This is a genomic window from Sporomusa sphaeroides DSM 2875 (genome assembly GCF_001941975.2).
GTDB classification, from domain to species: domain Bacteria; phylum Bacillota; class Negativicutes; order Sporomusales; family Sporomusaceae; genus Sporomusa; species Sporomusa sphaeroides.
The window spans coordinates 371,143-397,268 of the sequence record NZ_CP146991.1 but is presented as its reverse complement, the minus strand read 5'-3'; the positions used below and the strand labels follow the sequence as shown (position 1 = coordinate 397,268).

Here is a 26,126-nt window from a genome sequence, read left to right as displayed (position 1 = left end):
AATAATTATGATTACTTGTAATATACGGCGGTTAATGGCCGATAACAGGATTGATGATATTTCTGATCTTATGAAACGTTCTAATGTCAGCCGTAACTCTATCAACAAATTATATCGGGAGAGTGATATAGAAACTACGAAACTCGAGACCCTGTTTAAACTCTGTGATACTTTTAAATGCAAATTATCTGATCTCATTGAATACATACCCGAAGAAGATGATTTTTTAAAGTAGTTTAGAGACCCCTGCACGCTTATATAGTCATGAGAGACCTCAACAATGAGCTAAAAGCCAGAGGGTATATAGTTACTGCCAGCGGGCTACCCCGAAAGTATTTCGAAGAAAGAATGTATTCAAAAATAGTTAAACCCGGCTGTTATGGCCGGGTTTTTACCTTCTTCACACCATGCCATCCTAATCTAATGGCTCTAAACCCAATTCTTGCCGAGCCTGGTTATCTTTCAATATGTCATCTGCTATAAATCCAGCGATTGCTTTAAGTGGGTTCGGGTGGTCTTTCGGGTCTGGATAGTTTTCGATTACCTCGGATGCGTCATAATTACCGGCCATGAGATCGGCACGGGATATTCGAATCTTAATCAATGTCTTTCACCTCCTTCCTTCCACTGGAGCAATGCTGCTTTACTGCTGGTTTGCTCTTCGCCATCAAGTACGGCTCAATCGAGCCGAACCGCTTTACCCTGGAGCCACTCAATTAATTGACTCTTTACAAACCGTTTTTGAATTCCAACTGCTTTAAATGGGATTTGCTTTTTACGAACCATATCATAAATTTTCCAACGCGATATTTTTAGAAACTTGGCAGCCTCGTAGACTGTTAATATCTCATCTTTAGATGGTTCAGTTTCTGGTTTAGGCACTGGTATACCGCATTCTGAACAGAATCTGGCTGTGGTTGAAAGCTCTGTTTTGCAGTTTGTACATTTCATCATAAAGTCACCGGTCTTTCACATAAAGTTAGTGCGGAATAATGCACATCAATTACAACTGTCCTACATTGGGTGCCTAAGCTAGTATTAATCAGATTCTTTTGGCTGCCCCACCGCTCACCCTTTCCACAGGTGTTAGATAGGCGATAGCAAAAAAAAAACTGATGAACCCTTTAATTTCAAGGGTTAGGCGTTAAGGCGTTAAAAATCCGGCAACTTTTATACTGTATAGCAGTCTATAGCGCATATACCCCCTACTGCTACCCCCTACCCGTATATACCTATATATTTTATAGTTTATAGGTAATGTAAAGCCTGTAACGCCTGAATCCTTGATTTGGCTGGGCTCGTTAGCCTTTTTATCTATCGCCTGTAACGCCTTAGCTAAAAAGTTCTCCATTGTGGGTATAAGTGCCGCCCCAACCATTAGCCGGGCACTACCGAAATAATATCTGCTTCCAAATAATATTCCTGCTTGTCTGTCCCGCCCATGACGGGATATAATAGCCTTAAAGGAAGGTGTCAGTATGGAAGAGTTATTAAATCAGATACTCGACGGCCAGAAACAAATTACCCAACGCCTAGATAAAATGGATGCTCGTCTTGACCGGATAGAATCCGATATGGCAAGCGAACGCCAGCAAATCGAAATTAGTCAGATTGTTCACGCTCTCAAGCATAATTCAGAAGAAGTTAATGCCCAACTTCACAGCCTCGGCCACAATCTGAATGTGCTGACCGGCGAAATCACTAGCGTAAAAGAAACTACTTCCCTGCTGGATTCAAAATTTGACGTACTGAATAACCGTCTATTTCAGCAGGAAGCAGAGCTAAACCGTTATATCAGAGCAGTTAAGTAATATCCCGGCAAAATGCCGGGATTTTTTCTTTTTCCTCCTATCTACTTACTCAGCCAAAAATTCGGCCGAGTAAGTAGATGACTGCTCCACATCGACTATGAAAAATCCCTTCTCAGTCAATCCTCCTAATCTTGCCTATTGGAGCTGCCTCCTTAGCGATATAGTTCTCGATATCAACAATCCTGATTAGATAGCGGTTCCCCGCCTTATAGACGGGGATCTTTTCACCCCGGACCATGCTATATAGCGCAGAATAGCTTTTAAAGAGCTTCGGCAGATTATTCTCCTTAGCAAAATTGTTAATCTCCCGGATGCTCATGTAAGAGTGTCTATTTTTGTGCATTATATCCGGAGCCTGCGTAACTTCGGGCATATGTTTTACTAAAGGCCTTCCGCATTCAGGGCAGAATTTTGATGTATAGCCGCAAATACAAGTCATACTATCCCTCCTATTTAATACTTAGGGATAGTATGAACAGAAAAATGCTTTACTTTTACGGTGCAGCTTAACCAATCAACTTTTTAGCCTGTTCCTGTACTTCCAGGGGATTAATCAGGTTCTTTTGGCTGCCCCACGTATTCATAAAACAGCTTAGGAGAAATATAGTAATTCCATCGGGTCTTGACTTTAACAGCAGTACCGAATGGCAACAAACCGCGCTGCAACCCTACTCGGACAAATTGCTGACACTTGCCCATAATTTCAGCGGCTTGTTTGATGGTTATCTGATTTGGCATGAAATTCACCTCGCTTTCCTACTATATTCACTGCCACTTTTCACTACGGGTGCGGACTTTTCCTCTGCGCTTTCGTCAACACTAATCTATCCACAATTGGATACATACTACATTTTTTTATAATACCAGTGAAGCTTAAATCCTTAATTAACACAGGATCTATTCAGCGTTTTTCTGTGGTAGTAGCGGACCTTACCTCAGCCATAAATCTTCATCCTCTTTCCATAACAAATTTGGTGCTTTCTTCTGGCTAATTAGGGTTTTGCTGCTTGTTTTCCATCATTGTGGGGAGAGTTTTCGCCCCATAACGGCTGATCCCTATAATTTTAGTGAACCATTCATCACCCCGGGTATCGCCTACATGCTGCAAGCTATACACCTGATACTGTCCATCATTATCGAGCGGCGTTTCCATCTGCCCATAAGCCACTTTAAATTGGTGAATAATGGAGTTATCAATTTTGATCATTGTCTTAAGTCTAATCGCTGGATTAAGTAAGCATGTAATATGCACTCCATGCTCCGTCTGCTGCGGCGTACCGATTAACCCTGTTTCCGGTGTTAGCACTAATGCCTCGCCTGGTGCAATATCGGTTGCCTTGACAATATGTACAAGACCTTCGTCTACCCAAAAACGTGCGGCATTACCTCGTGCAATTTCATTTAGATATTTTTTAGGACTCCCAAAAACTACTTTGCCACGGGGTAACTTCTGAGTCGACAATTCCGGCGATATACGGCCAATCTCAGTAGGTATTGTGGCCTTTGTTGCCAATTGCTCTATTATTTGCCGTTGAGTTAAACCTGCATTAAAAGTCATTTTTACAAAGCTAAGATTTAAATAAGCGTCGCCGTCCAAAGCTATTATAGTTAAGCAGTAATTAACTCCATCCTCACGTTCTCGCAACGTTTGAACGATATCACCATCGAATATTTTTCCATAGTTCGCATCATAACCAGCTTCAACAATTAGCCGGCAGCCTTCATTGATAAGCTCCTTTTCAGCACCTGCTGAAAGATTATAAATTACTACTTCAGCAATATTAGCGTTTGGTGATACTGACTTCTCAATGTTAAACGTACAACGTAAATTAGACACATCTAGAGCCGTATTCTCTTTATTAGCAACTAACACACGGTATTTACGCCCGTATAAAAATTCTCCCATAAAACACCCTCCCAAAATTTTTGATTACAAAAAAGGTAAGAAAAAGTAATGAACAGCAGCCAATCCCAAAACAAAATTATATAGTTCAAAGGCTTATAAATACTGGCTTCGAGCTGGATAAAAAGCAGCAGCTAAAGGAATCGAACATTACATAGAAATGTATGGAGGTTAAGAGGCTTGTCCCTTTACAAAAAGTGATAGTCCCGAAAGCAATGCATACTCCCACAAATCCAGTATTATCACGGCTTTAAAGCATAAAGTTAATGGCTATAGAGGTTCCTAACACTAACGATTTTTGTTGATACAGTACTGCCTTGTGGCACATGTTATAAAAAGCGGACACCGGCCTCTTTTCTCCTGTCTGTTTTAATGCTCCTATCACCAGGATTTACAAGGGTTCTAGCCGGTTTCACTACCCCGCTTACTATTACCATTTTGTCCGGATTTGTCCGGATTTTTCTCTGCATATAGTAGAGCATAATCCCTAAGTAAAAAATCCGCACAACCGCGGCTTTATACTTTGCTATCTAAACCTCTACATCTTTAGGATTTACAAGGGTTTTAGGTAGTGCCATAAGGTTCGCCACCTTTTACTATATGTGCGGTTTTGTGCGGGATTCATCACTGCTATGTAAGATAGTCTAAAAAGTGGCAGTCCTGACAATAAAGCTACGCCTTATAACGCCAGCATTTACGCTATTTTATGGTATAAAGTTATGATTATAAAAGCCTCGAAATACTGACAGTTTCCGCCACTTTTTTAACTATGCCAAGTAGGTTGATTTTTCCACCCGCTACCTGAGGTACAATGTGGGGTTTTGTCAGTTTCTTACGTTACTATTCAAAACCCAATAAGCCAGTATTTATAATGCTTTATGGTACATGCACACAAATGTTGTACAACAAAAAAGGGTGCATACTTTTGTGTGCATTTTACCGGCTCTTCTCACCCGCCGGTTGATTCACTGTCTCAATACAGTTATTTACGTACCTTTTGAATAGGAACGTTACCATCCAAATCCGTAAACTCAACGCCAAATGGATTATGCGCGTGCCCTACTAACAATATCAGCGGCCAGACTCAAAGCCTGCGCTAATGAATCAACAGCTCCCCGGCTGTAGCCCCGCTCGGCTAGCTCCGGTATGGTCATTCCAGGACGATATAATCTTTTCATCCAGCGCTTTGCTTGGCGATTACTCACGCCTTGAAAAGAGACCATCCCGGGATGGCTCCGCCCTGTACTGCTAACTGAAATTGTTTTTTTCAATTGCATCACTTCCCCAAATTATTTGCTGGCTAATTCCAATATCGCACATTGGCCTTTTTTGCCGGTTTTCCGCACATATGAAGGATGGTAGCTTAGCCACCATGCACATTTTGCTCCATCACATTGCGAATCAGCAAAGCCCGGATTCCGGGTCATCTTCATTGGACATTTTAAAGACATGCTCAACTTCCTTTCAGCACTATTTCCACAGGGGGGTGGATGGCACTGGACGGTACTATTACAGATACCTATCAGCTATAAATCCAGTAAAATCAAGCCTCGGACGGTAGGACGGTAAAAATTGGGTAAAACTACTCAAAAGTATATAATCAATAAACTGGTTATCGGCTATACCCTATATGCCTATATACCTATATACCCCCTATACCTATTTTTTTTACTTTATATATAATATAACTGTCCTATCCGTCCTACTATGCGGATTTACTGGATTCTTTGCCGTCCTTCATCCGTACTGCATCCGTCCGGTATCTGTCCTTCCTCGTCTGAAAAAGCGCTAACATATTTTACAGGGGGAATCACATACAGCTTACCATTCATATTATTTGAAGGGGGGATAACGCCCCTTGTGGATAGTGCATTCAGTGCTTTTCCCATAATGTTATTGCGTCTGATTTGAATTCCCAACATTGAGCATAATTCTGTAGAAGTAATTTTAATCCACCGACTTCTATCTGCGCCCCAATCCAACCGGTCAAGAAGTGCCTGTTCTTCTGGCGATATCTTTTTATACTGCTGGTTTTGAAGATTTAGCGTGTCTATTTCTTCTGGGGTCAAGAAGTGCGGTTTTTTTTCGATTAATGCTTTATGGGCGATTTCTCCCCATAGCTGGTCTGCATCCAAAGTATCATCTGGATTGACCCTTGTTATAGATATAACCCAGAAACGACGCTCTCCTGTGTCGTCAATAAGAAAATCGTCGCCGTTAACCGTTCCATAATAAACTGTATTTCTTGGCATTCTTTCGGCAGCCCGTTTATACGGTTTGCGGAGCAAATCCGATTTTTCCGTAATATAGGACTTTAGCCGATCTTGCTTGTCTCGCCTCATAGTGCCTTTGATTTCGCCAAGTTCTCCTATCCAAATACAGGTTGCCTTTAAAATATCGTCTTTATTTTCCGGGTCAAGCTGTATGCCGTCCTTTGTCCAATTTTCATCTGGGAGAATAAGCGATACCCATCGAGTTTTCCCTATTCCTTGCGGTCCTTTTAAGATTAAAATCCCCTGTGCAGAGTCCTTGCCATTATTGAATGCCATATTTACACAAGATATTAGCCATTTTTCAAATAGCAAAAACAGCAACTTTCGATCTTGCTCTGCTTCTGGATTAAGCGTAAACCAGTTGAATAGTTCCTCAACTCGGCTTTTCCTATCCCAGTTTTGCAGGCATTCGTTTAAATACTCAACCACAGGCGAATATCTATTCTGTTCTGCGATTAAACCAATGCTGTCAAACAGATCAGCCTTGGATACTTTAAGCCCATGTTGATGGAAAAAGCTACGCAGCAGCGTCATTGCGGAATCAAAAGATAGAGCTTTGAAATTTTCATTATCGGCATCAACTTCTTTTGTCAGAGTGTTATAGCGAAACTGTACTCCGAGCTGATCACATAGCCATGCAGTATTCTCGTAGGCTGCTTTTATGGGCTTATTGTCTTGATCTACAACGGGAAACCATGACTGCGGTTCATATACCTCCTTGCAGTCAGCAATAGCTTTTCCAATGGTTATATTGCCATAGGTGTCCGGGCCGTGAATCTCATCCCACTTATCGCGCAGCAGCCCTGATTTGCGATATATGGCATCCATCTTCTCAGCGTCCCGGGCACACCAAAAAGAAAGCATGTTACAGAACGCTAAATCGGCTTCTGATTGCGACTGATAGCCGCCCTGCCACTCACCGTTATAAAGCTTCTGAAAAACTTGTCCTTGCTTGCTATTCACCGCAAGAGCAATGATTGAATCCACATTCAGAGCGGTAGTTCCTGCTTTGTGCTGGCCGGCCGGCTTTTTCAACAAATACTGCCGGTGTATTTCATCAATAGCGGCCTGGGCATCAATAATCTGCTCGTACCCCGACAGGGTATCACCGGTCATGGTAAAATACCGGCTAGAAGAGTACATTTCAAGGCCTAATTTGCTGTTTTTGTTGCCGCCTGGCGGCACAGTCCCCCGGCAGATAATATGTATGCCTGTACCACTTGGTGAAAACTCGGTATAGGAGTTCATCTGCTGGATGATACCCTGAGCAAACTCTGATATAACGCCGTTTTCTACACAATGGTCAATATCAATTCCCACAAAAGGGGAACCAGAGAACATGAAGCCGATTCCGTCATAAATGAAATCAGCCAATTCTACTGCCCTGGAAAAACTTGACCAGGTTTTGACATCATTGCTTTTGGCCTTATGTCCAGTTGCCGGGTTATAGGGTACTTTCGTTTTCTTGCCATTGCGCGTTTCAAACGCATAGTTTACCCAGTTATTGAGCGGCCTCATATCCTGTGGAATATTATCATAAGGAGAGCATTGCCTTTGTTTGGCATTTGCGTTATCATTTAAAGCATAAGTCATATAGCACCTCATACATGTCCCGCCCTAGGCGGGGCTTTTCTCTTTTACTGCGCAAGGAATTGTTCTATGCTACTTCCGGGTATGATCCATCTTTTAGCCCCAGCCTTTATTGCCCTGAGTTGACCACTGCTAATTAACTTCATAACGGTGCCACGCGACAGCCCCAATATTTTACAGGTATCCGCTACACCATTTGAAACTGCCCACGGTTTTTCATTCGGATTCGCCTTTTTTTCAATGTATGGCACGAGCTGGCCAGATTCGTTAACGGTATAAAGTTGCTGTTTCCCGTTAGCGTCCTTTAAGGTAAATATTTGCCTTTCCGCTGTTTTCATATTTTCTCTTTCCTCCTAAAACAAATTAAGCCCACCAGGATAACCCCCGAATTAATTAAAACGGTGGTATCCGGTGGGCTATGCGCTCCTATCCGGGTAATGCTATGTAATTTTTACCCGATGTTTTTTAATCTTTCCATCAGGCGCCCGAACATATATCGTTTGCCGTTTTTGTTTCTTAGGCAAATCTACTGTCTGCGGTTTCATTTACACAAATCCTCCCTTGCATTGTACTCGCAATTCGTTTTGCGCTTACTAAGCTAAATTTTAGGCCTAAATATTTAGGCCATAATTTCTCCGGGTAAAGGAATCTTCTTCCATTCGCCGTCTTTTTCATCTAATACCAGTGCCTGAAATTTCAATCCGTAATAACTTTCGGAATGCTCATATAAACCATCATTTTGAATAACAATTAGAGTATCACCGTCCGTATTACCAAATTCGGAATTCCCCGATTGATAAAGCCACTCAAAAAAGCTATGTGCATGCTGTTGCATCACCAGCTTTACTCTACGCCCACAAGGTATTCCAATTAGTCCAGCGCAATAATACGTTAGCCATAAAACATTAGCATCAAGAATTGCATCATCATTACAATCAAGATTGGGAAGCTTGTTCCTTTTTTTAAAGGCAGCCGCTATATATGGAGCAGGTATTTTGTGTTCGTGCAAAATTCTATAAGCGATATAGACATCTAGCCAAGCCTTTTCATGGTATTCGGTAGTTCTGCCCTTACCCCGCCCGTTCCCACCTCGAAGCGGTTTATCAATAAACCCGTTTTTTTCATAGTTTAATAACGACCGCCTTTTAATTTTAACTCTCAAAGGCTGAACCTTTTCTATTAATTCATCTGGTGTCATAGTAACACCCCTCTAACTTTTTGTAATCGCAATCATTTTTTCGTTTACATTTATATACTACATTAGATATTATTGCTTTGTCAATACTTTTATTTTCTATGCAATTCTTTTCTCGACTAGCATTATCCATTATTCATCGTTAATGTCTAAAATCACATTTTTTCATGCTAACTGTCCAAAAAACTGTCCAGAAACAGAAAAACACTGCACTTCTACCCACATAGAAATGTAGTGTTTACACGCCTTTACCGGTATTTTTGTACCGACAATGAATGTTAATATCTTGTTAAGTTTTTCTTAATTTTTATGAGTAACTATGTCCAGCAATACCTGCAATTCCGCACGCAGGCCTATCGTTTATTATAAGTTAAAACAGCTAAGCAATAACCGGGCCATCATGCCGGATTTTTTTTCCTGGGCAGTTCCCTCTTTTTATTGTCATAGTATAACCATTTCTAACATAATTTCATAAAGAAAACACGGCTTGCGCTGAGCCTTTGGTGACAGCGGAAGTCGATGTTGCCCTTATCCTGTTTTTAAGAAAGTTCTACTTTCTGTTGGGATAAAGAAAACACGGCTTGCACTGAGCCTTGGACGACGGTCTGCAGGAAAATAAAATGAGACTTAGTTTCAGTCAGGATTTTAACCCGGCTGAAGCCAGTCTCGCACAAAACCAACAAAATCCTATTCACCAGGAGGGTTGCCTGTATGAAGTCCAACGATACCGCGCCTGCCTGTCCTGAGCTAAATCCTGAGCAATTGGAAAAAAAGGCAAAAAGGCTGGCCAAATCCCACAATGTAACGATTGCCGCCGGTAACGCAGTGGTATTGTTTACCATGTTCGTACTGGAAGAAATCCTTGAACAACTGCTCCTGGACCCAATTACCAATCTTACCAGCATCCTCGCGTTGGCCGATATTATTGCTAATTTAAACGCCAGCATCAACCTTGACCCGTAACAACCGTCCGGTAAATACTGCTACAAGTCTTTAAAGCGGTAACCAACACCGCGCACTGTTTCAATCGCCTCAGCCACTTCATTATCTTGCCCCAGCTTGACCCGCAAATGCCGCACATGCACATCCACCGTCCGGGTATCGCCGAAGTATTCGTAGCCCCATACCTTTTCCAGCAACTGCTCTCTGGTAAATACTTTACCGGTATTGGTTACAAACAGTTTGAGCATTTCATATTCCTTCGGTGTAAGCTCAAGCTTAACCGTCCCTAAATACGCTTCATAACGGCTAAAATTGAGCTTCAACTTACCTATGACCAATTCGCCGCCGGCAACATTGTCCTTGTGGCTGCGGCGCAGCACTGCCTTAATTCTGGCCACAAGCTCCCGCGGACTGAACGGCTTTGTCAGATAGTCATCTGCGCCTAACTCCAGCCCAAGGATTTTATCAATTTCCTCATTCTTGGCAGTCAGCATAATGATGGGAATGGCTGCCGTTTCGCGGGAGTTTTTGATTATCCGGCATACCTCCAGACCGTCCATACCAGGCAGCATCAGATCCAATACGACAAGATCAGGCTGCTCTGCTTTTGTCACAGCCACCGCCGTCTGTCCATTGTCTGCCTCAAGAACCTTATAGCCTGCCTTCTCCACATTGAACTTTATAAGTTCGCGAATGTTAAGCTCATCATCAATAACCAAAATTTTGCCTGCCATGAATGTATTACTCCTCACTTTTTATTTGAATCGGTGAGTCAGGAGGCTGCCGCACAGGCACCGTCAGTTCTGCTGCCATAAACGCTCCGGCCGCCCCCTGCTGTTTCAGCTCGGCTGCACAAGTGCACACGTATTACCAGAGTAAGCAAAAACCAGGTTTTTAAACCTGGTTTATTGTCATCTTGTCCACTTTTGAATTACGCGTTTACAGCATCCTTCAGACCTTTACCTGCTTTGAACACAGGATTTTTGGAAGCGGGAATAGTAATTTCCTTGCCGGTCTGAGGATTACGTCCTTTACGCTCCTCACGGGTTTTCACTTCGAAAGTACCAAATCCAATGATTTGTACTTTATCATCGTTGGCTAAAGCTTCTTCTACAGCGGCAAATACAGCATTGATAGCTTTCTCTGCGTCTTTCTGAGTCATATCAGCCTTTTGAGCCACTGCTTTGACAAGGTCGGTTTTATTCACAATCTTGCTCCCCCTAACGTAAATCGATTACGAATAGCTTTATTCGCTATGGATTTTTTTATTCCTGCCAATAATAAAAAAAATGGTAAAAAAACTCATTCTTTTGCTTCTTTTTCTTTAGCTTCCTCCCATAAAACATCCAATCCGGCCAAATCCATGTCTTCCCAGCGGCGATTTTGGGCTGCAAGTGCCGCTTCAATGTGGCTGAACCGCCGGCGGAATTTATTGTTGGCAGCGTTTAGCGCCGTTTCCGGCTCAATCCCCATAAACCGGGCCAGGTTAACAACTGCAAACAGGACATCGCCCAATTCGTCTTCGGCCCGTTGACTGCGCCGAGGTTCAGGCAAGGCTACTGCTTCCCTCAATTCTGAGAGCTCCTCGGCCACCTTGTCCCACACCGGGCCAATATCTGCCCAGTCAAAACCAACTTTGGCGGCTTTGGCCTGCAATTTGAAAGCAGCCATCAGGCTGGGCAGACCAATCGGGATACCGTCAAGCACGTTAGTTCGCTCCCCGGCCTTCTCCCGCTTTTTAATTTTGTCCCAGTTGACGACAACCTCGGCAGCATCCCTCACAGTAATTTCACCAAATACATGGGGATGACGACGAACCATCTTTTCCGTCACCGTATCCACCACATCCTGCATGGTGAACCCACCGCTTTCTTCGGCAACACGGGCATGGAAAACAATTTGGAGCAGTAAGTCGCCGAGTTCTTCGCATAACTTGACCCCATCGGCCAGTTCAATGGCCTCCAGCACCTCATAAACTTCCTCGACAATATAGCGGCGCAAACTCAAATGGGTCTGCTCAATGTCCCAGACACAACCGCCAGGCGAACGCAGGCGCGCCATGACATCAACCACCGGATCAAGGGAAAAAACCTTGCTTCTGGCCTGACGCGGCGGCACATACACACTGGTAAGATGGTCAATAACCGGCAAACGGTCAAGCTCAAACAGCATAACTTTGACAATTTCCTCATCAGGCAAGCCTAAATTGCGGACAACCGTCACCTGGTACTCATCCCCGAAATAATCCATCAGCGTCAGTTTAGCCTCTGAGGCTACCTGACGGCTGTACACCTGCGTAATGATCAGACCGGTGGCAAGATCGGGCGGCAGCGCGGCTAAATCCGCGGCATCCACAATAGTTACACCGGTAATCGGGTCAACTCCCAGCCTGGTGTACAGCACTTCCAGAAAACTCATAGCCGGAATAATGGTAAGGCTGATACCGGCGGCTTTCGCCTGGGAACTGATTAGCTCTACCGTTTTTTCCGCCACCAATGGGCTGCCGGGCACGGCATAAACAATTTTCTCACCCCGCCTGGCCTCAGCAATTACCTTGTCGGCTATTTGCCGGTAAAGGCTGGCGAAATCCTCAGCCTGCTCATACAGATGGTCAAAAGCAGTAAATCCAAGGCCCCTGGCTTTAAGCACCTCCACACAAGGGTGTTTTTCTGTACGCAGCAGCAATGTGCCTGCACCTGTTAGGATATCCCAAGTTTCCAGAGTTATGTGTTTAAAGCTGCCAGGCCCCAGGCCAACAATCGTAACTCCCATATTATCGCCTCAACAATCGTAATTTAATCAAAAGAGCTGCCAGCTGCTCTCCGATACGGGGCAGTTGCTCAATATCACGGGCCTGCACCCCGCCGACCAGCAGAAACACAGTACCAAACACAGTGCCGCCGGCTGCAATCGCCCCGATAGTAGCCACCGTATTGCGAAGAGTATAGCTCATCAGGGCATCATAGGCCAGCAATACGACAGCCCCCATGACGGCTGAGGCCGCAATGGCCTTAACCGTATCCTTGATATCCAGACTGAAACCGGTATAGCGGTATACAAAAAACATATTCAGGAGCGCCGCCACACCAAAATCGGCCACCGTAGCCCAGGCAGCCCCCATGATGCCCAGTGCAGGCATCGCGGTAAGCAGCCAGCTCATAATAACCTTGACCACAGCCGAAAGCGCCATATTAATAACCGGAATAGCGGTATGTCCCAAGCCCTGCAGTACACCGGTGGTTACCTGGTGGACACCCAGCAGGAAAATACCTATCGACAGAATGGCAATAGAGGTACCGGCATTAGGTGTACCGTAAAGCATCAGCGAAATAGGCGTGGCTAATAAGCCCATACCAATAAAACTGGGAATGGTAATCATATTAGAAATACGCATAGCCGTCGCCGTACGCTGATAAATCAGTTGCTTGTTGCCGAGCGTGAAGGCCTCCGACACCGCCGGCACCAGGCTGGCGGCCAGAGAAGCTGTTAAAATTGTCGCCAGATTAACCAGCGGTACTGCCATCCCGGTCAAATAGCCGAACAGTTCGGTGGCCTGCTCGACAGAATAACCGGCTACTTCCAGCCGGGCAGGGACAATTAAGAGATCAATGCTGGCTACCACCGGCAGCATGATATTGGCCAGCGACACCGGCAGTGCCAGTTTTACAATCCGGCTGATAATACTGACACTGGTTTCCTGGATAATTTGCGGCTGGGTCTCCATCTGATGTTTAAAGCCAGGCTTGTGTTTCCAATAAAAATATAAGAGCACCAACAGACCGGCAGCAGCCCCCGGACCGGCTCCGAAACTGGCGCCGGCAGCGGCAAACTCAAGACCGTGCGGCAACAGGATATAGGCAAAGGCAATCATGGTAATAACCCGGAGCAACTGCTCGAAAATCTGGGAAACAGCAGTCGGTGTCATCATTTGCAATCCCTGGAAATAACCACGGTAGCTTGACAATACCGTGACAAAAAAGATAGCAGGGGCCAGCGCCGCGATAGCATAATAAGCCCGGGGATCACGGACAAAGTGATGGTCGATCAGCCAGCCGGCACCAAAGTATAAGAGAAAGGTAAATAAAAGACCGGTAGCCGCCAGTACGCCTAGCGAAATACGAAATACGCGGTTAGCACCGCGATAATCACTCAAAGCGATTTTTTCAGCCACAATAATGGAAATAGCCACCGGTATGCCGGCCGAAGAAACGCTGAGTGCCAATAAGTAAATAGGATACGCCATCTGATACAGGCCTATCCCTTCGCCGCCCAACAGCCGGGACAGCAGAATGCGGTTAACTGAGCCGATAATTTTTACAATAATACCGGCCACAGTCAGGATAAATGCGCCTTTTAAAAATGTATCTTTACTCAACCGAGTCAGTCCTCTCCAAATTTTGCCTAATTGGCCACTTTTACTATTATAGCAAAATCTCACTACCAATAAAACAGAAATGTAACAGGTAAAAAATAATATAAAAGTAGCGAACTTAACAGAATTGTTATTGTCCGCTACTTACGCCATGTAATGGTGTGTAATATTATTGAGCCATTTGTTTTGCCAGGAATCCTGCGGCTGTTTCGGCTAATTTAACCTCCATATCCGCCATTTGTGCGCCAGGCTCTTTGGAACAGATTAGAACAGCACCGATGGCATCACCTTCAACAATAATAGGGGCAATGACCTCTACTGTGAATTTGCAGGGTTGATCATCCTCACATTGAGATGCGCAGCCTTTACAATGCTTATACTCGCCTGGATTGGTAATAAGAACGGTTTTGCGCTCTTCCATTACCTTCTCAACAGCCGGCCCAAGGGGTTTGTTTAAAAACTCCTTTTTGGAAGCCCCGGCAACAGCTACGACGTTATCGCGGTCAGCAATGAGTACAATGTGACCAATGGCTTCAAATAGTGAATCCGCATATTCTTTGGCAAAATCCCCCAGTTCACCGACAGGAGAGTATTTTTTTAGAATTACCTCACCCTCACGATCAACATATATCTCGAGTGGATCCCCTTCGCGAATTCTTAAGGTTCGTCTGATTTCTTTTGGTATTACAACCCGGCCTAAATCATCAATTCTGCGTACAATTCCGGTTGCTTTCACCAATATCCCCCTTTCTGCAGCTTACGTCAACTAGTGTAATACGGAAACAATTGCAACAGACAAATCGAAGCCAAACAAACACATTCACTGGCAAATACTTAATCCTTCATTGATAGTAGTATATATCCGGCCAATAGGTTTTATTCATTTTTCTGGATCACTTACAAGAGATAAATTAACATTTTTTTACATAATCCAAGCCAGCCAAAGTGGAAAATAATTTGATCAGCGCATCCGGGATAGCCACGGTAAGGCGGGAAGTAGACAGACGCATGGTTTCAGGCGGGCCGGGCAGGAAAGCCAGTTTGCCGGGAAAAAGATTTTTGGCACTCACTAAACCACCATCAGCTACCTGTGGATTATCACCAAAGGTAATCTCCACCCGGTTATTTTGCTCAACAATGGAGCGAACCCCGAGTCGCCGGGCCAGGTTCTTAATCCTGGCGACAGCAAGTAAATTGCTTACCGGCAGCGACGGCTCGCCAAAGCGGTCAATCAGTTCATCAATCAGTTCCGTCAAATGAGACTCCTGACGCACGGCGGCAATACGCTGGTATATTTCAATTTTATGCATGGCATCACCGATATAATCGCCGGTCAGATAGGCATCGATATTAAGTTCAATGGTTGGCTCCGGCGGCGGGACAAACACCTTGCCGGTTTTGAGTTCTGCGACCGCCTCATCCAGCAAACGGCAATACATTTCAAAACCAACGCTGACAATATGTCCGTGCTGTTCACGACCCAAAATATTGCCTGCGCCTCTAATCTCCAGATCTCGCATGGCAATTTTAAAACCTGAACCCAGTTCGGCAAACTCTTTGATGGCCTGCAGCCGTTTTTCGGCAACCTCTGTGAGCACTTTGTCCCGCCGGTAAGTAAAGTAGGCATAAGCCATCCGGTGCGAACGGCCAACCCGCCCGCGCATTTGATACAATTGGGACAGGCCAAAATGATCGGCATCATAGATAATAATCGTATTGGCATTCGGTACATCCAAACCGTTTTCAATAATACTGGTGCAAATCAGGACATCGTCCCGGCCTTCGTAAAAGTCAAGCATAACCTGCTCTAACAGTTCCTCCGGCATTTGGCCGTGCGCTGTTTTAATTGTGGCATCAGGCAGAATTTCGCTTAGCCGCTGGCGTACCTTATCAATAGTCTGCACCCGGTTATAGACAAAATATACCTGTCCGCCGCGCTTCAGTTCCCGGACGATAGCCTCACGGATAATTTCCTCATTATATTCAACAACATAGCTTTGCACCGGAAAACGCTCTTCCGGCGGAGTTTCAATAATGCTCATATCCCGTGCACCTACCAGCGACATATGGAGAGTGCGCGGGATGGGCGTGGCACTTAAGGTAAGCACATCCAGATTGGCCCGCCAGCGTTTCATCTTTTCCTTTTGGGCAACACCAAACCGTTGTTCTTCATCCACAATTAAGAGCCCTAAATCTTTAAACACCACATCGGACTGCAAAATACGATGGGTGCCGATAAGCACATCCACCTGGCCAAGAGCCAGTTTTTGCAAGGTGGCCTTTTGTTCTCTGGCACTGCGAAAACGGCTGACAACATCAACGCTTGTGCCAAACTCGGCAAAGCGGGCGCTGAAGGTCTGATAATGCTGCTGGGCAAGCACGGTTGTCGGCACCAGGACGGCTACCTGTTTTCCGCCCATAACAGCCTTAAAGGCGGCGCGTATGGCCACCTCAGTCTTGCCAAAGCCGACATCGCCGCATAACAGGCGTTCCATCGGCCGCGGCTGTTCCATATCGTGTTTGACTTCAGTAATGGCTTGCAGTTGGTCTGGTGTCTCCTCATAAGGGAAGGTATCCTCAAACTCCCCTTGCCAGGGAGTATCCGGCTGAAAAGCATGCCCCACCTGCAATTGACGCTGAGCGTAAAGTTCGATCAGCTCTTTGGCCATATCGGCCACGGCGGCTTTGGCCTTGGTCTTGACCTTTAGCCAGTCGCTGCCGCCCATTTTGCTGAGACGAGGCACCTCACCCTCGGCGCCAATGTATTTCTGCAACAGCCCCACCTGGTCTGTCGGCACATACAGTTTGTCATCACCGGCATAGCGAATGTAGAGATAATCCTTATGTACGCCGCCCACTTCGAGCGTCTCAACCCCGACGTATTTGCCAATACCGTGATTGACATGCACCACATAGTCGCCCAGGTTAATATCGCGAAAATAATTAATCTGCTGGTCTTTCCCCACCCGGGGCCGGCGTCTGCGCTTCTGCCGTCCGAAAATATCAAGCTCGGTCAGCACGACCAGCCTGGCCTGGGGTAATTCAAAGCCGCCTGACAGCGTACCTGTTGATACAACAACAGCGCCCGGAATCAGCGGCATGGGACCCAGCGGCGCTATAATAGTGGTAATCCCCTCTTGGGTCAGGTTCTGCTGGATATTGGCTGCCTTATCCTGACTGGGCATAAATAAAGCAATACTGTATTTCTTCTCCTGCCAGCCTTTGATTTCGTCAATTAGCATATCAATCTGACGATGAAACGGGGCAATGCCTTTGGCTGTTATGCTGACAATCTCTGTTGGCTGGGTGTTAGGGATTTTTTGCAGCAGCAGCGACAAATATACGGCATTATAGGCCTGGCAGGCAGCGGCGAGTTCAGTCCAGCCCACTACCCGGCGTTTAATATCCGGGTTTTCCTTAACCAGTTTGGCCATCTGCTCCCTAAGCCGCGCCGGTTCGTCCATTACAATGGTGGCGCCTGCCGGCAGATAAGAAACAAACACCGCCGGTTTGCCGCTTAGCTCCTGTTCGGTTAATGGCATGATGTCGGCCAGTTCCAGATCCTGTACCGAACGCTGGCTGACAGGTTCAAATTCACGCAGAGAATCTATTTCGTCCCCAAATAACTCAAGCCGGAGCGGCAGACTCCGGTTAACAGCAAAAATATCAATAATCCCGCCGCGTATGCTAAACTGTGCGGCACCGTCCACCTGGTCCACCCGCTCATAGCCAAACTCCACCAGCGAATGAATCAGTTCCTCCCGGTTAATGAGGTCGCCGCTGCTGATCGTAAGACGGCTGTTCAAAAACTCCTGTTTGGGTATAACCTTTTGCATGGCGGCTTCGGCGATAGCCAGAACAATGATTTTTTCTCCCCGTACCATACGGTTCAAAACATCCATGCGTTTGGCTGCCAACTCAACACTTTTGGCAGCTGCCGCAAAGGTTACAATATCTGCGGCCGGTAACTCGACTACCGGCACCTCAGGCAACAGCGCGGCAAAATCGGTTCGGAAGGTTTCTGCGGCTTCATGACCGGCGGTTATAATAATGGTCGGCCGGACTGCAGCCTGAAAGGCGGCCGCTATCAGCACACTTTTTTGCGAACCGGTGACGCCATAGAGCAGACTCTGAGCATTTTCCGCCGTAAATGCCGCCTGCGCCTGCCTTAGCGCCTTATCCTCATATAAAGATGCAAATAACGTCAGCATCGTTTTCTCTCCCATACTAAAAACCTCATTGATGGTAGTTATCCCATAAATGGAGACTTGATTCAGATAGGTTTTTAACCCATCTGAATCTTAGTCGGAATTATCCAGGAACTTAACCGCTCGCCTGTGCCCGTAGGGGTATAACTCCCGCTTGCAGAGGCGGGAGTCTTAGACGGGTTAGTCATCGGATAATTTTTTTTATTGGATTTCAAAAGGGCTTTAGCCTAGGCTAAAGCCCTTACATATTTATGTTTTTGCAAAAGCTATTTATTCATTAATGAATATAGCTTTTATTAGCAGTCGTCATGCCCAGTCCGATGGTATCCTCCAAACCCATGGCGGCAATACAGGAATCACACAACGATTTTACATACATAGCATTTTGCGCAGCATCAATCTTAATTATATCCTGGCGTTCCTGGGCAGTCAAGCAATCAAACCCAAACTTGGCTTCATCTACTTGATCTACTTCTAATGTATCGATAGGTTCATTACAATATTCACAAGTATAAAAAATTTTCATGGGTTATCCCTCTTTCTTGAATTTTTGCCGGTACGTTCAGCCAACAGCCGGATAACAGCAACATTGTAGACAAGATGCAGTACAATGCCTGCGGCCAGCCCCAGCCAGACAGTGCCTGTCATGGCCAGAATACCGGCAGTAGCCACTCCAAACAAACTGTGGCCGGCAAGGCTCAGCGCCGGTGCCGCCAGTCCACCGCCTTCCTGGTACCAGTCATATACTGCTTCAATAGCACCAAATATCACATGCACAGCAATAAGCTCAGCCCCCAGATAATAGGCCAGCAGCGTTTTGGCAGCTTCCTCCGCAACCGGTCCCAGGCTAATAACGGTGACCGGTCCGATATACCGCAGGAACATCCGGTTAAGTAAAAAGCTCAGACTGGCCATCAGCGCAGCAATTATATAAACCATGAGTTGTCCTCGCAATAGACAGGTAAGAGTACCCTATAAATCCAGCGCAATAATGTTAACTGCAAGCTTGGGGTTACGATAGTACAAAATCTACAATTATTATTTCCCAAGAGAACAGCCATGTATACTCCAGCATGCCTTGACGGTATTTTTTGCATTACCGCCACCATAGCAACAGGAAAAAACTGCATATGCGGCGAAATTATTTTTAAATCAATGAACAAATAGCTTTGGAGGGATAATTTTGCAAAAATTTTATAACCAACTAGTACGCCTGGCAGCCTTGGCGCTGGCTATCATCTGGTGCTTGCCGGGCATGGCGCTGGCAGCACCGAAAGAAAAGGCCCCCACGTCGCTTGTGCCTGTAAAAATCACTGTACTGGCCACAGCCGGAGTTAACGGCCATCTTATGAATTGGAATTATGACCTTTCCCGGAAAACCGATTTTGGGCTTGTACGGATTTCCAGCCTGGTGAAAAAAGAACGCCAGAGTAATCCGAACGTGCTGTTAGTGGACGGAGGCAACATGCTGTCCGGCTCCTCCTTAACCAGCTATTTTGCAAGCGATCCGCTGCCCCTGCCGCCCCCAATGGCTGCCATGTACAACTATCTCGGCTATGATGCCGTAACGCTTGGCGAAGGCGAATTGGCCTACGGCCCGGCTTACCTGTCCAAATCACTGGCAATAGCAAGATTCCCGATGTTATCAGCCAACGCCCAGATTTCGGATAAAGACAAGACCTTAGCGGCAATTACGCCTTATACCATCAAAGAGTTTGAAGTAAGCCAAGGCAAGAAAAAGGAGAAACTCCGCATCGCCATTGTCGGCGGTTCAACCATCAGCCCTTATGCCAATCAGGTTGACGGGCTTACCTTTACCGATCGCGATAAAGCCATTAATGACATCGTCAAAAAAATTCAGAAAAAGGTAGACGCTGTCATTATTGTGAAAAATGACGGCTTAACCGTAAACGGAATTACTGCTGTCGAGCCCGGCAAATTGGGCAGCAGCATCAGCAAAACAGAAATAACCTTTGTTAAAGCAAAAAAACAATGGGTGGCTGTACAGTCAGAAACCTCCAGCCTGCTTACCTTAACCGCAGCACCGGACAAAGGAATGGAGGATGCGATCTGGCCGTATCATGATGCCACACTCCAGTACCTAACCAAACGCCCTCAGCAATAAGCTGACAGGTGCCATAAAAAGCAAAAGACGGCAAACCGGCGCAATAGCCGAAAAGCCCACTTGTGGCGATACTCTAAGAGGCAGAACTTCTGCCTCTTAGTTTTGTTTTGGCGATTCATTGACGCTGACAACGGTAAAATATATTGTAATCCTGTCGGGGTTCTATTATTACTGAAAGGTTTGATGATAATGTTCGATGATAGATATCTGGCAACCGATATGAATATATGGCAAGGCCGCACCGACAGTTTTGACAACTATGATGCATTTAGATGGCATCAGTGGATACGCGGCTGGGATTTAGAAAAAGATACCCTGTTGGCATGCAATAAGCAGGGGTTTGCGCTAGTGGGGTTCTGCTGCGATGAGGGTATCAGACGCAATAAAGGCCGTGAAGGCGCTGCTATGGGGCCTGCAAGCATTCGCAGGGAACTTGCCAATTTACCATGCTCATTTTCCCCTGAGGTTATGCTGGTGGATGCCGGCGATATCCTGTGTGAGGATGGCAATTTGACTGCCAGTCAGGCTGCACTTGCCAATGCCGTTTGTCGCATCCGCAGCGCTGGTCTGTTCCCTATTGTTCTTGGCGGCGGACATGAAGTGGCTTTAGGACACTACAATGGGCATGTGAAATTTTTAAATCAATCCCACGACAAGCCCCATGTGAGTATAATAAACTTTGACGCCCACTTTGACCTTCGTCCCGTACACCAGAAAGGCAGTTCCGGCACTATGTTCAGGCAAATTGCCGAGGAGGCCTTAAGCCAGGGACAAAAATTCAATTATTTATGCATGGGCATTCAACGCACCAGTAATACCCTGGAGCTTTTTAAAACAGCCGAACGCCTAGGGGTTACCCATGTGCTTGCCGGCGACATTAATTCCCGCAAAGATGAACATGTATTAGATAAATTAGATGACTTTACCCAGGCAAATGAAAATATTTATCTAACCATATGTGCTGATGTCTTTTCTTCGGCTTTTGCCCCCGGCGTCAGCGCCGCCCAGCCTTTAGGATTGCATCCGGAGGATGTGTTACGTTATATCAAGCACATTATCCGTACAAATAAAGTAGTAGGTTTTGATATTGCCGAGGTTTCACCCCGTTTTGACCGAGATCATACAACAGCCAGCCTGGCAAAAATCCTTGTTTTCTCGGTGATTGACACCATCTGCCGGTTAAAGGGGCTGGCCCGATGAGTGATAGCTCCTTGTCTGGAGAAAATTTGACGTTCTCTTGACGCCTGCTGGTTTATTATGCATAGTGGTGGCAAATATATAGCAAATAGAAAAATTTATTATAAGGAGAATAGCAAAATGAGCAAACTTGTTGAATGTGTACCTAATTTTAGTGAAGGGCGCCGTCCTGAGGTAATAGCAGCTATTGTTGAGGAAGTAAAGAAAGTTGCGGGGGTTTCGCTCTTAAACGTTAACTCAGACGCCAGCCATAACCGCACGGTAGTTACTTTTGTCGGCGAACCGCAGGCAGCCAAGCTTGCTGCTTTCAAGGCCTGTGCCAAAGCGGCTGAGCTTATTGATATGGAGCAGCATCAGGGAGAACATCCCCGCGTAGGCGCTACCGATGTTATTCCCTTTATTCCGGTAAGTGAAGTTACCATGGAAGAATGTGTTGAGCTCGCCAATGAATTAGGCCGGGAAATTGCCGAGAAACTTGACATTCCGGTATATCTGTATGAAGCGGCTGCCAAACTGCCGGCCCGGGTTAAATTGCCTGATGTCCGCAAAGGCGAATACGAAGGCCTGAAGACAGCTATCACCTCACCGGAACGCCAGCCAGACTATGGCCCTGCCCGGATGCATCCAACCGCAGGCGCTACCGTGGTCGGCGCACGGCAGTTTTTAATTGCCTATAACATCAACTTAAGCACAAGTGATGTCAACATTGCCAAAAAAATTGCGGGCAGCATCCGTGAAGCTAAAGGCGGCTACAAATATTGCCGGGCTATGGGAGTAATGATTGAAGACAGAAACATGGCACAAGTTACCATTAATATGGTAGACTATACAGGGACACCGCTGCACCGGGTATTCGAAACCGTCAAATCAGAAGCTGCCCGGTATGGTGTCAGTGTCATCGGCAGCGAGGTTGTCGGTATGATACCGCTCCAGGCACTGATTGACACAGCCGATTTCTACCTGCGGTTCGAAGGCTTTGAGCGCAAGCAGGTGCTTGAAGAGAATATTTAAAAAGGGGTCGAAAACATGCTCATTCAAATGAAAATCACAGATTTTCTGGAAGAACTGGGTTCCAATTCACCGGCACCGGGGGGCGGCAGTATCTCGGCCTTAGCCGGTGCACTCGGCGGAGCCTTAACAGCCATGGTATGCCGCTTGACAGTTGACAATAGCAAATATGCGGAAGTTCAAAGTGAAATCCAGGCGATCCTTGCAGAAGCAGACAGGCTGTCTGCCAAGCTGACCAACTGTGTTGATGCTGATACCGAAGCCTTTAATCAGGTAATGGCCGCCTACAAACTGCCGAAAGCAACCGATGCCGAGAAGACCGCCAGAAGTGAGGCCATTCAAAAAGCCATGCAGCATGCCGCTGATTTGCCGCTGGGTGTGGCTGAGTGCTGTTTAAGGGTACTGGAAATGTCCGGACGTGTTCTTAAAATAGGCAACGCCAATGCTGCCAGTGACGCCGCAGTTGCCGGACTAATGGCCCATGCCGGTCTCCATGGCGCACTATATAACGTAAAAATTAATTTAGGCAGCATTAAAGATGAAAAGTTTGTGGCAAATACCCAAACTAAAGTTTCAGCAATAATAGAAGAAGATAAAGTGCTGCATCAAGAGCTTCTGGCTACCGCCAGCCAGGTTATCGGCTGATAGCCGGGTGCTGCAGACTTTGCCCATATATAATATAAAAGCGTTCAGACTATTTAGTCTGAACGCTTTTATATTACTCCCACCGTTTTTATCCGATGACTACTCGCTCTAAGACTCCCGCTTCCATAAGCGTGAGTTATACCCCTACGGGCACAGGCGAGCGAGTAAGCCCCTGGATAATTCCGACTAGGATTCAAATGGGATTAAAACCCCCACCTGAATCAAGTCTCCATTTATCTCTGCAATTTTGCGACTCGCTCAACCTCACCGGCTGTGGCAACCAACTGCTGCAGGGAAGCCGATATTTCCTCAGTCGCGGCAGCCTGGCGTTCTCCCACCTCGGCCGTACTAATAACCGTACTAACCAATGAGTCGGTTTCTTTTTGTATATTCTGCAGTATGCCTTTTATATTTTTTACTGCCTCAGCACTATTTACAGCCATTTTGCGGATTTCCTCGGCCACCACCGCAAAGCCTCTGCCATGTTCCCCGGCCCGTGCTGCTTCGATGGCGGCATTAAGGCCAAGCAAATTTGAGTTTGCAGCAACATCACTGACAAAACGCAAGATACCGTCGGTTTTTTGTATGTCGCCAAGAACCCGTTCCCCACTGCTGCGTATGTCCCCCAAGTTACTTGCCAGACGGGTTGCCGTCCCGGCCAATTCTCCCGAGGTAGCTGACAATTGCTCGGTTGTGGATGCTATTGTTTGAGCTGTCTCATTAAGAGCATGCTGGGTTTCCATACTGACAGCGCAGGATATGGCTCCAACCAGTTCTCCTGCTTCAAATATCGGCATACATGTCGCCTTGGCATGAAATCCGTATACTTCATACGGAAGCATCTTATGTACACTGCGTTTAGTTCTTAAACATTCGTCAACAGCGCCACCACTTGGCACCTTGCCACCGACAGGATTGTTTAGTTTAAAACTCTCCGCATTGAGAAAGTGGACAACATTCCCCTCTGCGTCGGCAATCATAATACTGCAATCATATGTGTTTAATTTCTGATAAAGACCGGCCGAATTAATTGCTGCTTCCAGTTGGTTCATACGGCTTCCTCCTGTCAATTGATTTGGGATTTCTTCTCCCCCATACATATTGATTACGGCAACGTTCGCAGGCAAAAGGGACTTACCCTTAGCGTGAGCAAGTCCCTTATACCTAATTTTGATAGGCTTTATCCCTTAAATGCTACCTTGGTATTCAGAACAGCCAATATGCAATAGGTGTTGTTATAATTAGTGTAAGTATTGTTCTCTGAAACCATATTAAAACTATCTCAGGTATACTGAGTGGTATTTCAGTTGACAATATGCACGGTATTGACGCCGAGAAAAACAATATCGCAGAAATTGATACTACAGCTATTACGAATTTGGTTACCAAAGGAGCACCAGCAACCAATAATGCCGGTAAAAACATCTCTGCTATGCCGACTGCACATGCTTTTGCAGCCAAAAACGGCTCTGGCAGTTGGAGCAATAACGTCACCGGATAAAAAACATACCCCACTATGTCAAATACAGGTGTGTATTTTGCCAAAATCAAGCCAATTAATCCCACAGACATAATTGACGGCAGTATTCCCATCGCCATAACCAAACCGTCTTTTAAATTATCAATAATGTTTTTTCCTATTGGGACAGAAATTTCAGCACCTTCCATGCCGGCTGCCCACGCACTTTTTAATAGATTTCCCTCGTTGTAGTTCTCCGGAGATCCTTCTTGATTATTATAGTACTCATCAGGTTTCGTGCTCAACGGTCTTATTCTGGCAGTAATGGCAGTGACGATAAAAGTAATTACCAGTGTTATCCAAAAATACTCATTCCACAAATGCATGATGCCTAAGGTTTTTGCAACGATAATCATAAAGGTTGCCGATACGGTGGAAAACCCTGTAGCAATGATCGCCGCTTCTTTAGTTGTGTATTTTCCTTCTTTATATACCCTATTGGTAATTAACAGAGCAAGTGAATAACTGCCTACAAAAGAAGCAACAGCATCAACAGCCGAACGCCCCGGTGTTTTCCAGATAGGTTTCATAATTGGCTTTACCAAGGCACCAATAAATTCCATTAGACCATAGCCAACTAAAAATGCCAAAAAGACCGAACCTAAAGGCACAATTACTCCCACTGAAAGAACCAATGCATTGAATAAAAATGGAATCATATCCTTCTCAAACAACCAAGCTGGTCCAATCTTGAAAAAGGCCATAAATCCAATTATGATACCTAATAGCTTAAGCACGGAAAATACTATTGCTACCTTAGTTTTATTCCATGTTTTTGTATAAAAAGGATATAATCCGCCTAAAACAATAATTACCAGGCCATAAATTCTAACACCTTCCGGCGATAAGCCTTTTATTGCATTAACCAGATGGTCTATTGGGATAGTTTCCTTGCCGTTTATAGTTATGGTTATAAAAAACATGAATATTCCAACTGCACTATAAACTAAAAACTTCAACATATTAGCTGTATTATTGGCTTTAAGATTTGCATTTACTGCTTTTTCCATAGTATTCATTCTTACCTTCCCTCCCGACTAATGCCGTATTAATTCGCTGGCCTTGGGCAGCTTGCCCTCTCTCTTCCCTACGGAAGCCTCTCCTTTCGAATAGAATACATTTGATAAGACCTTAATCTTAAGGTTTTATCGTAGTGGAATAGTAATAATACTGGGATCCTTTGATTCTGAAGTTGCCGTTTTGGTATCGCCAAATGATTCCCCAGATTACGAAGATTACGAATATACTTTTATAATAAACTACAATCGTCGATATAACGTCAACACCTTCAGACAGGGTTTTAACCCCCATCTGAAGGTTAGGTGCCAGCTGACTATT

26 protein-coding genes and 1 pseudogene are annotated in these 26,126 nt (G+C 45.5%); 7 read left to right on the top strand and 20 right to left on the bottom strand.

Annotated elements, in window-relative coordinates; all coding sequences use genetic code 11:
• Positions 1-7 precede the first annotated feature (7 nt).
• The gene (locus SPSPH_RS23490) at positions 8-235 is read left to right on the top strand and encodes a helix-turn-helix domain-containing protein (RefSeq protein WP_075752625.1); all 228 of its coding nucleotides are present in this window, start codon (positions 8-10) and stop codon (positions 233-235) included.
• Between the two features lie 180 nt (positions 236-415).
• Here the strand turns inward: SPSPH_RS23490 and SPSPH_RS01715 are convergent, their stop codons facing one another.
• The 3 genes and pseudogenes from SPSPH_RS01715 to SPSPH_RS01705 form a co-directional block, all read right to left on the bottom strand.
• Positions 416-604, bottom strand: coding sequence for a hypothetical protein (locus SPSPH_RS01715; protein ID WP_075752623.1), 189 nt, complete (start codon positions 602-604; stop codon positions 416-418).
• Positions 605-678: 74 nt separating this feature from the next.
• Positions 679-882: a helix-turn-helix domain-containing protein gene (locus SPSPH_RS01710; RefSeq protein ID WP_233138829.1), complete on the bottom strand. Its 204-nt coding sequence runs from the start codon at positions 880-882 to the stop codon at positions 679-681.
• A 6-nt stretch (positions 883-888) separates the two neighbouring features.
• Positions 889-951, bottom strand: a pseudogene (locus SPSPH_RS01705) (zinc-ribbon domain-containing protein); the annotation flags it as partial.
• Positions 952-1,478: 527 nt separating this feature from the next.
• Between SPSPH_RS01705 and SPSPH_RS01700 the strand changes: the two are divergent.
• Positions 1,479-1,811 (top strand): hypothetical protein, encoded by a 333-nt coding sequence (locus SPSPH_RS01700; protein ID WP_075752617.1) that lies wholly within the window; start codon positions 1,479-1,481, stop codon positions 1,809-1,811.
• Between the two features lie 112 nt (positions 1,812-1,923).
• Here the strand turns inward: SPSPH_RS01700 and SPSPH_RS01695 are convergent, their stop codons facing one another.
• The 7 genes from SPSPH_RS01695 to SPSPH_RS01665 all read right to left on the bottom strand — a co-directional run bounded on the left by SPSPH_RS01695 (position 1,924) and on the right by SPSPH_RS01665 (position 8,775).
• Positions 1,924-2,250: a hypothetical protein gene (locus SPSPH_RS01695; RefSeq protein ID WP_075752615.1), complete on the bottom strand. Its 327-nt coding sequence runs from the start codon at positions 2,248-2,250 to the stop codon at positions 1,924-1,926.
• Between the two features lie 110 nt (positions 2,251-2,360).
• Positions 2,361-2,549, bottom strand: a complete 189-nt coding sequence (locus SPSPH_RS01690) for a hypothetical protein (RefSeq protein ID WP_075752613.1) — start codon at positions 2,547-2,549, stop codon at positions 2,361-2,363.
• 250 nt (positions 2,550-2,799) lie between these two features.
• The gene (locus SPSPH_RS01685; protein WP_075752611.1) at positions 2,800-3,717 is read right to left on the bottom strand and encodes a phage protein; all 918 of its coding nucleotides are present in this window, start codon (positions 3,715-3,717) and stop codon (positions 2,800-2,802) included.
• 1,043 nt (positions 3,718-4,760) lie between these two features.
• Entirely contained in the window at positions 4,761-4,937 is a 177-nt protein-coding gene (locus tag SPSPH_RS01680; protein ID WP_158027036.1) for a hypothetical protein, read from the bottom strand.
• Between the two features lie 492 nt (positions 4,938-5,429).
• Positions 5,430-7,361: a VapE domain-containing protein gene (locus SPSPH_RS01675; protein ID WP_158027035.1), complete on the bottom strand. Its 1,932-nt coding sequence runs from the start codon at positions 7,359-7,361 to the stop codon at positions 5,430-5,432.
• Between the two features lie 263 nt (positions 7,362-7,624).
• Positions 7,625-7,915: a helix-turn-helix domain-containing protein gene (locus SPSPH_RS01670; protein WP_075752607.1), complete on the bottom strand. Its 291-nt coding sequence runs from the start codon at positions 7,913-7,915 to the stop codon at positions 7,625-7,627.
• Between the two features lie 281 nt (positions 7,916-8,196).
• Positions 8,197-8,775 (bottom strand): hypothetical protein, encoded by a 579-nt coding sequence (locus SPSPH_RS01665; RefSeq protein ID WP_075752605.1) that lies wholly within the window; start codon positions 8,773-8,775, stop codon positions 8,197-8,199.
• Positions 8,776-9,483: 708 nt separating this feature from the next.
• Between SPSPH_RS01665 and SPSPH_RS01660 the strand changes: the two genes are divergently transcribed.
• The gene (locus tag SPSPH_RS01660; protein WP_075752604.1) at positions 9,484-9,735 is read left to right on the top strand and encodes a hypothetical protein; all 252 of its coding nucleotides are present in this window, start codon (positions 9,484-9,486) and stop codon (positions 9,733-9,735) included.
• 20 nt (positions 9,736-9,755) lie between these two features.
• On the opposite strand, the gene SPSPH_RS01655 is transcribed toward SPSPH_RS01660, so the two are convergent.
• From SPSPH_RS01655 to SPSPH_RS01620, 8 genes are all read right to left on the bottom strand, one after another.
• Positions 9,756-10,448 (bottom strand): response regulator, encoded by a 693-nt coding sequence (locus SPSPH_RS01655; protein ID WP_075752602.1) that lies wholly within the window; start codon positions 10,446-10,448, stop codon positions 9,756-9,758.
• Between the two features lie 197 nt (positions 10,449-10,645).
• Positions 10,646-10,921: an HU family DNA-binding protein gene (locus tag SPSPH_RS01650; RefSeq protein ID WP_075752600.1), complete on the bottom strand. Its 276-nt coding sequence runs from the start codon at positions 10,919-10,921 to the stop codon at positions 10,646-10,648.
• A 95-nt stretch (positions 10,922-11,016) separates the two neighbouring features.
• Positions 11,017-12,486, bottom strand: coding sequence for a nucleoside triphosphate pyrophosphohydrolase (gene mazG, locus SPSPH_RS01645; protein WP_075752598.1), 1,470 nt, complete (start codon positions 12,484-12,486; stop codon positions 11,017-11,019).
• A 1-nt stretch (position 12,487) separates the two neighbouring features.
• A complete protein-coding gene (locus tag SPSPH_RS01640) occupies positions 12,488-14,089 on the bottom strand; it encodes a putative polysaccharide biosynthesis protein (protein ID WP_075752596.1) in 1,602 nt (533 codons plus the stop codon).
• A 166-nt stretch (positions 14,090-14,255) separates the two neighbouring features.
• Entirely contained in the window at positions 14,256-14,822 is a 567-nt protein-coding gene (gene spoVT / locus SPSPH_RS01635) for a stage V sporulation protein T (RefSeq protein ID WP_075752594.1), read from the bottom strand.
• Between the two features lie 175 nt (positions 14,823-14,997).
• A complete protein-coding gene (gene mfd, locus SPSPH_RS01630) occupies positions 14,998-18,297 on the bottom strand; it encodes a transcription-repair coupling factor (protein ID WP_075752592.1) in 3,300 nt (1,099 codons plus the stop codon).
• 274 nt (positions 18,298-18,571) lie between these two features.
• Entirely contained in the window at positions 18,572-18,820 is a 249-nt protein-coding gene (locus SPSPH_RS01625) for an anti-sigma-F factor Fin (RefSeq protein ID WP_075752590.1), read from the bottom strand.
• Positions 18,817-19,233 (bottom strand): hypothetical protein, encoded by a 417-nt coding sequence (locus SPSPH_RS01620; protein ID WP_075752588.1) that lies wholly within the window; start codon positions 19,231-19,233, stop codon positions 18,817-18,819. The genes SPSPH_RS01625 and SPSPH_RS01620 overlap by 4 nt, the downstream gene beginning before the upstream one ends.
• Before the next feature lie 244 nt (positions 19,234-19,477).
• Here SPSPH_RS01620 and SPSPH_RS01615 point away from each other — a divergent pair, with 244 nt between their 5' ends.
• The 4 genes from SPSPH_RS01615 to SPSPH_RS01600 all read left to right on the top strand — a co-directional run bounded on the left by SPSPH_RS01615 (position 19,478) and on the right by SPSPH_RS01600 (position 23,269).
• Positions 19,478-20,419 (top strand): hypothetical protein, encoded by a 942-nt coding sequence (locus tag SPSPH_RS01615; RefSeq protein WP_075752585.1) that lies wholly within the window; start codon positions 19,478-19,480, stop codon positions 20,417-20,419.
• A 189-nt stretch (positions 20,420-20,608) separates the two neighbouring features.
• A complete protein-coding gene (hutG, locus tag SPSPH_RS01610) occupies positions 20,609-21,619 on the top strand; it encodes a formimidoylglutamase (RefSeq protein ID WP_075752583.1) in 1,011 nt (336 codons plus the stop codon).
• A gap of 117 nt (positions 21,620-21,736) precedes the next feature.
• Positions 21,737-22,627, top strand: coding sequence for a glutamate formimidoyltransferase (ftcD, locus tag SPSPH_RS01605; protein WP_075752581.1), 891 nt, complete (start codon positions 21,737-21,739; stop codon positions 22,625-22,627).
• A gap of 15 nt (positions 22,628-22,642) precedes the next feature.
• The gene (locus SPSPH_RS01600) at positions 22,643-23,269 is read left to right on the top strand and encodes a cyclodeaminase/cyclohydrolase family protein (protein ID WP_075752579.1); all 627 of its coding nucleotides are present in this window, start codon (positions 22,643-22,645) and stop codon (positions 23,267-23,269) included.
• A gap of 233 nt (positions 23,270-23,502) precedes the next feature.
• Here the strand turns inward: SPSPH_RS01600 and SPSPH_RS01595 are convergent, their stop codons facing one another.
• On the bottom strand, positions 23,503-24,321 hold the full coding sequence (locus tag SPSPH_RS01595; RefSeq protein ID WP_188398466.1) for a methyl-accepting chemotaxis protein: 819 nt from the start codon (positions 24,319-24,321) through the stop codon (positions 23,503-23,505).
• A 154-nt stretch (positions 24,322-24,475) separates the two neighbouring features.
• Positions 24,476-25,807 carry a YjiH family protein gene (locus SPSPH_RS01590; RefSeq protein WP_075752577.1) on the bottom strand — a complete coding sequence of 444 codons (1,332 nt, stop codon included), beginning with the start codon at positions 25,805-25,807 and terminating at the stop codon, positions 24,476-24,478.
• Between the last annotated feature and the right edge of the window lie 319 nt (positions 25,808-26,126).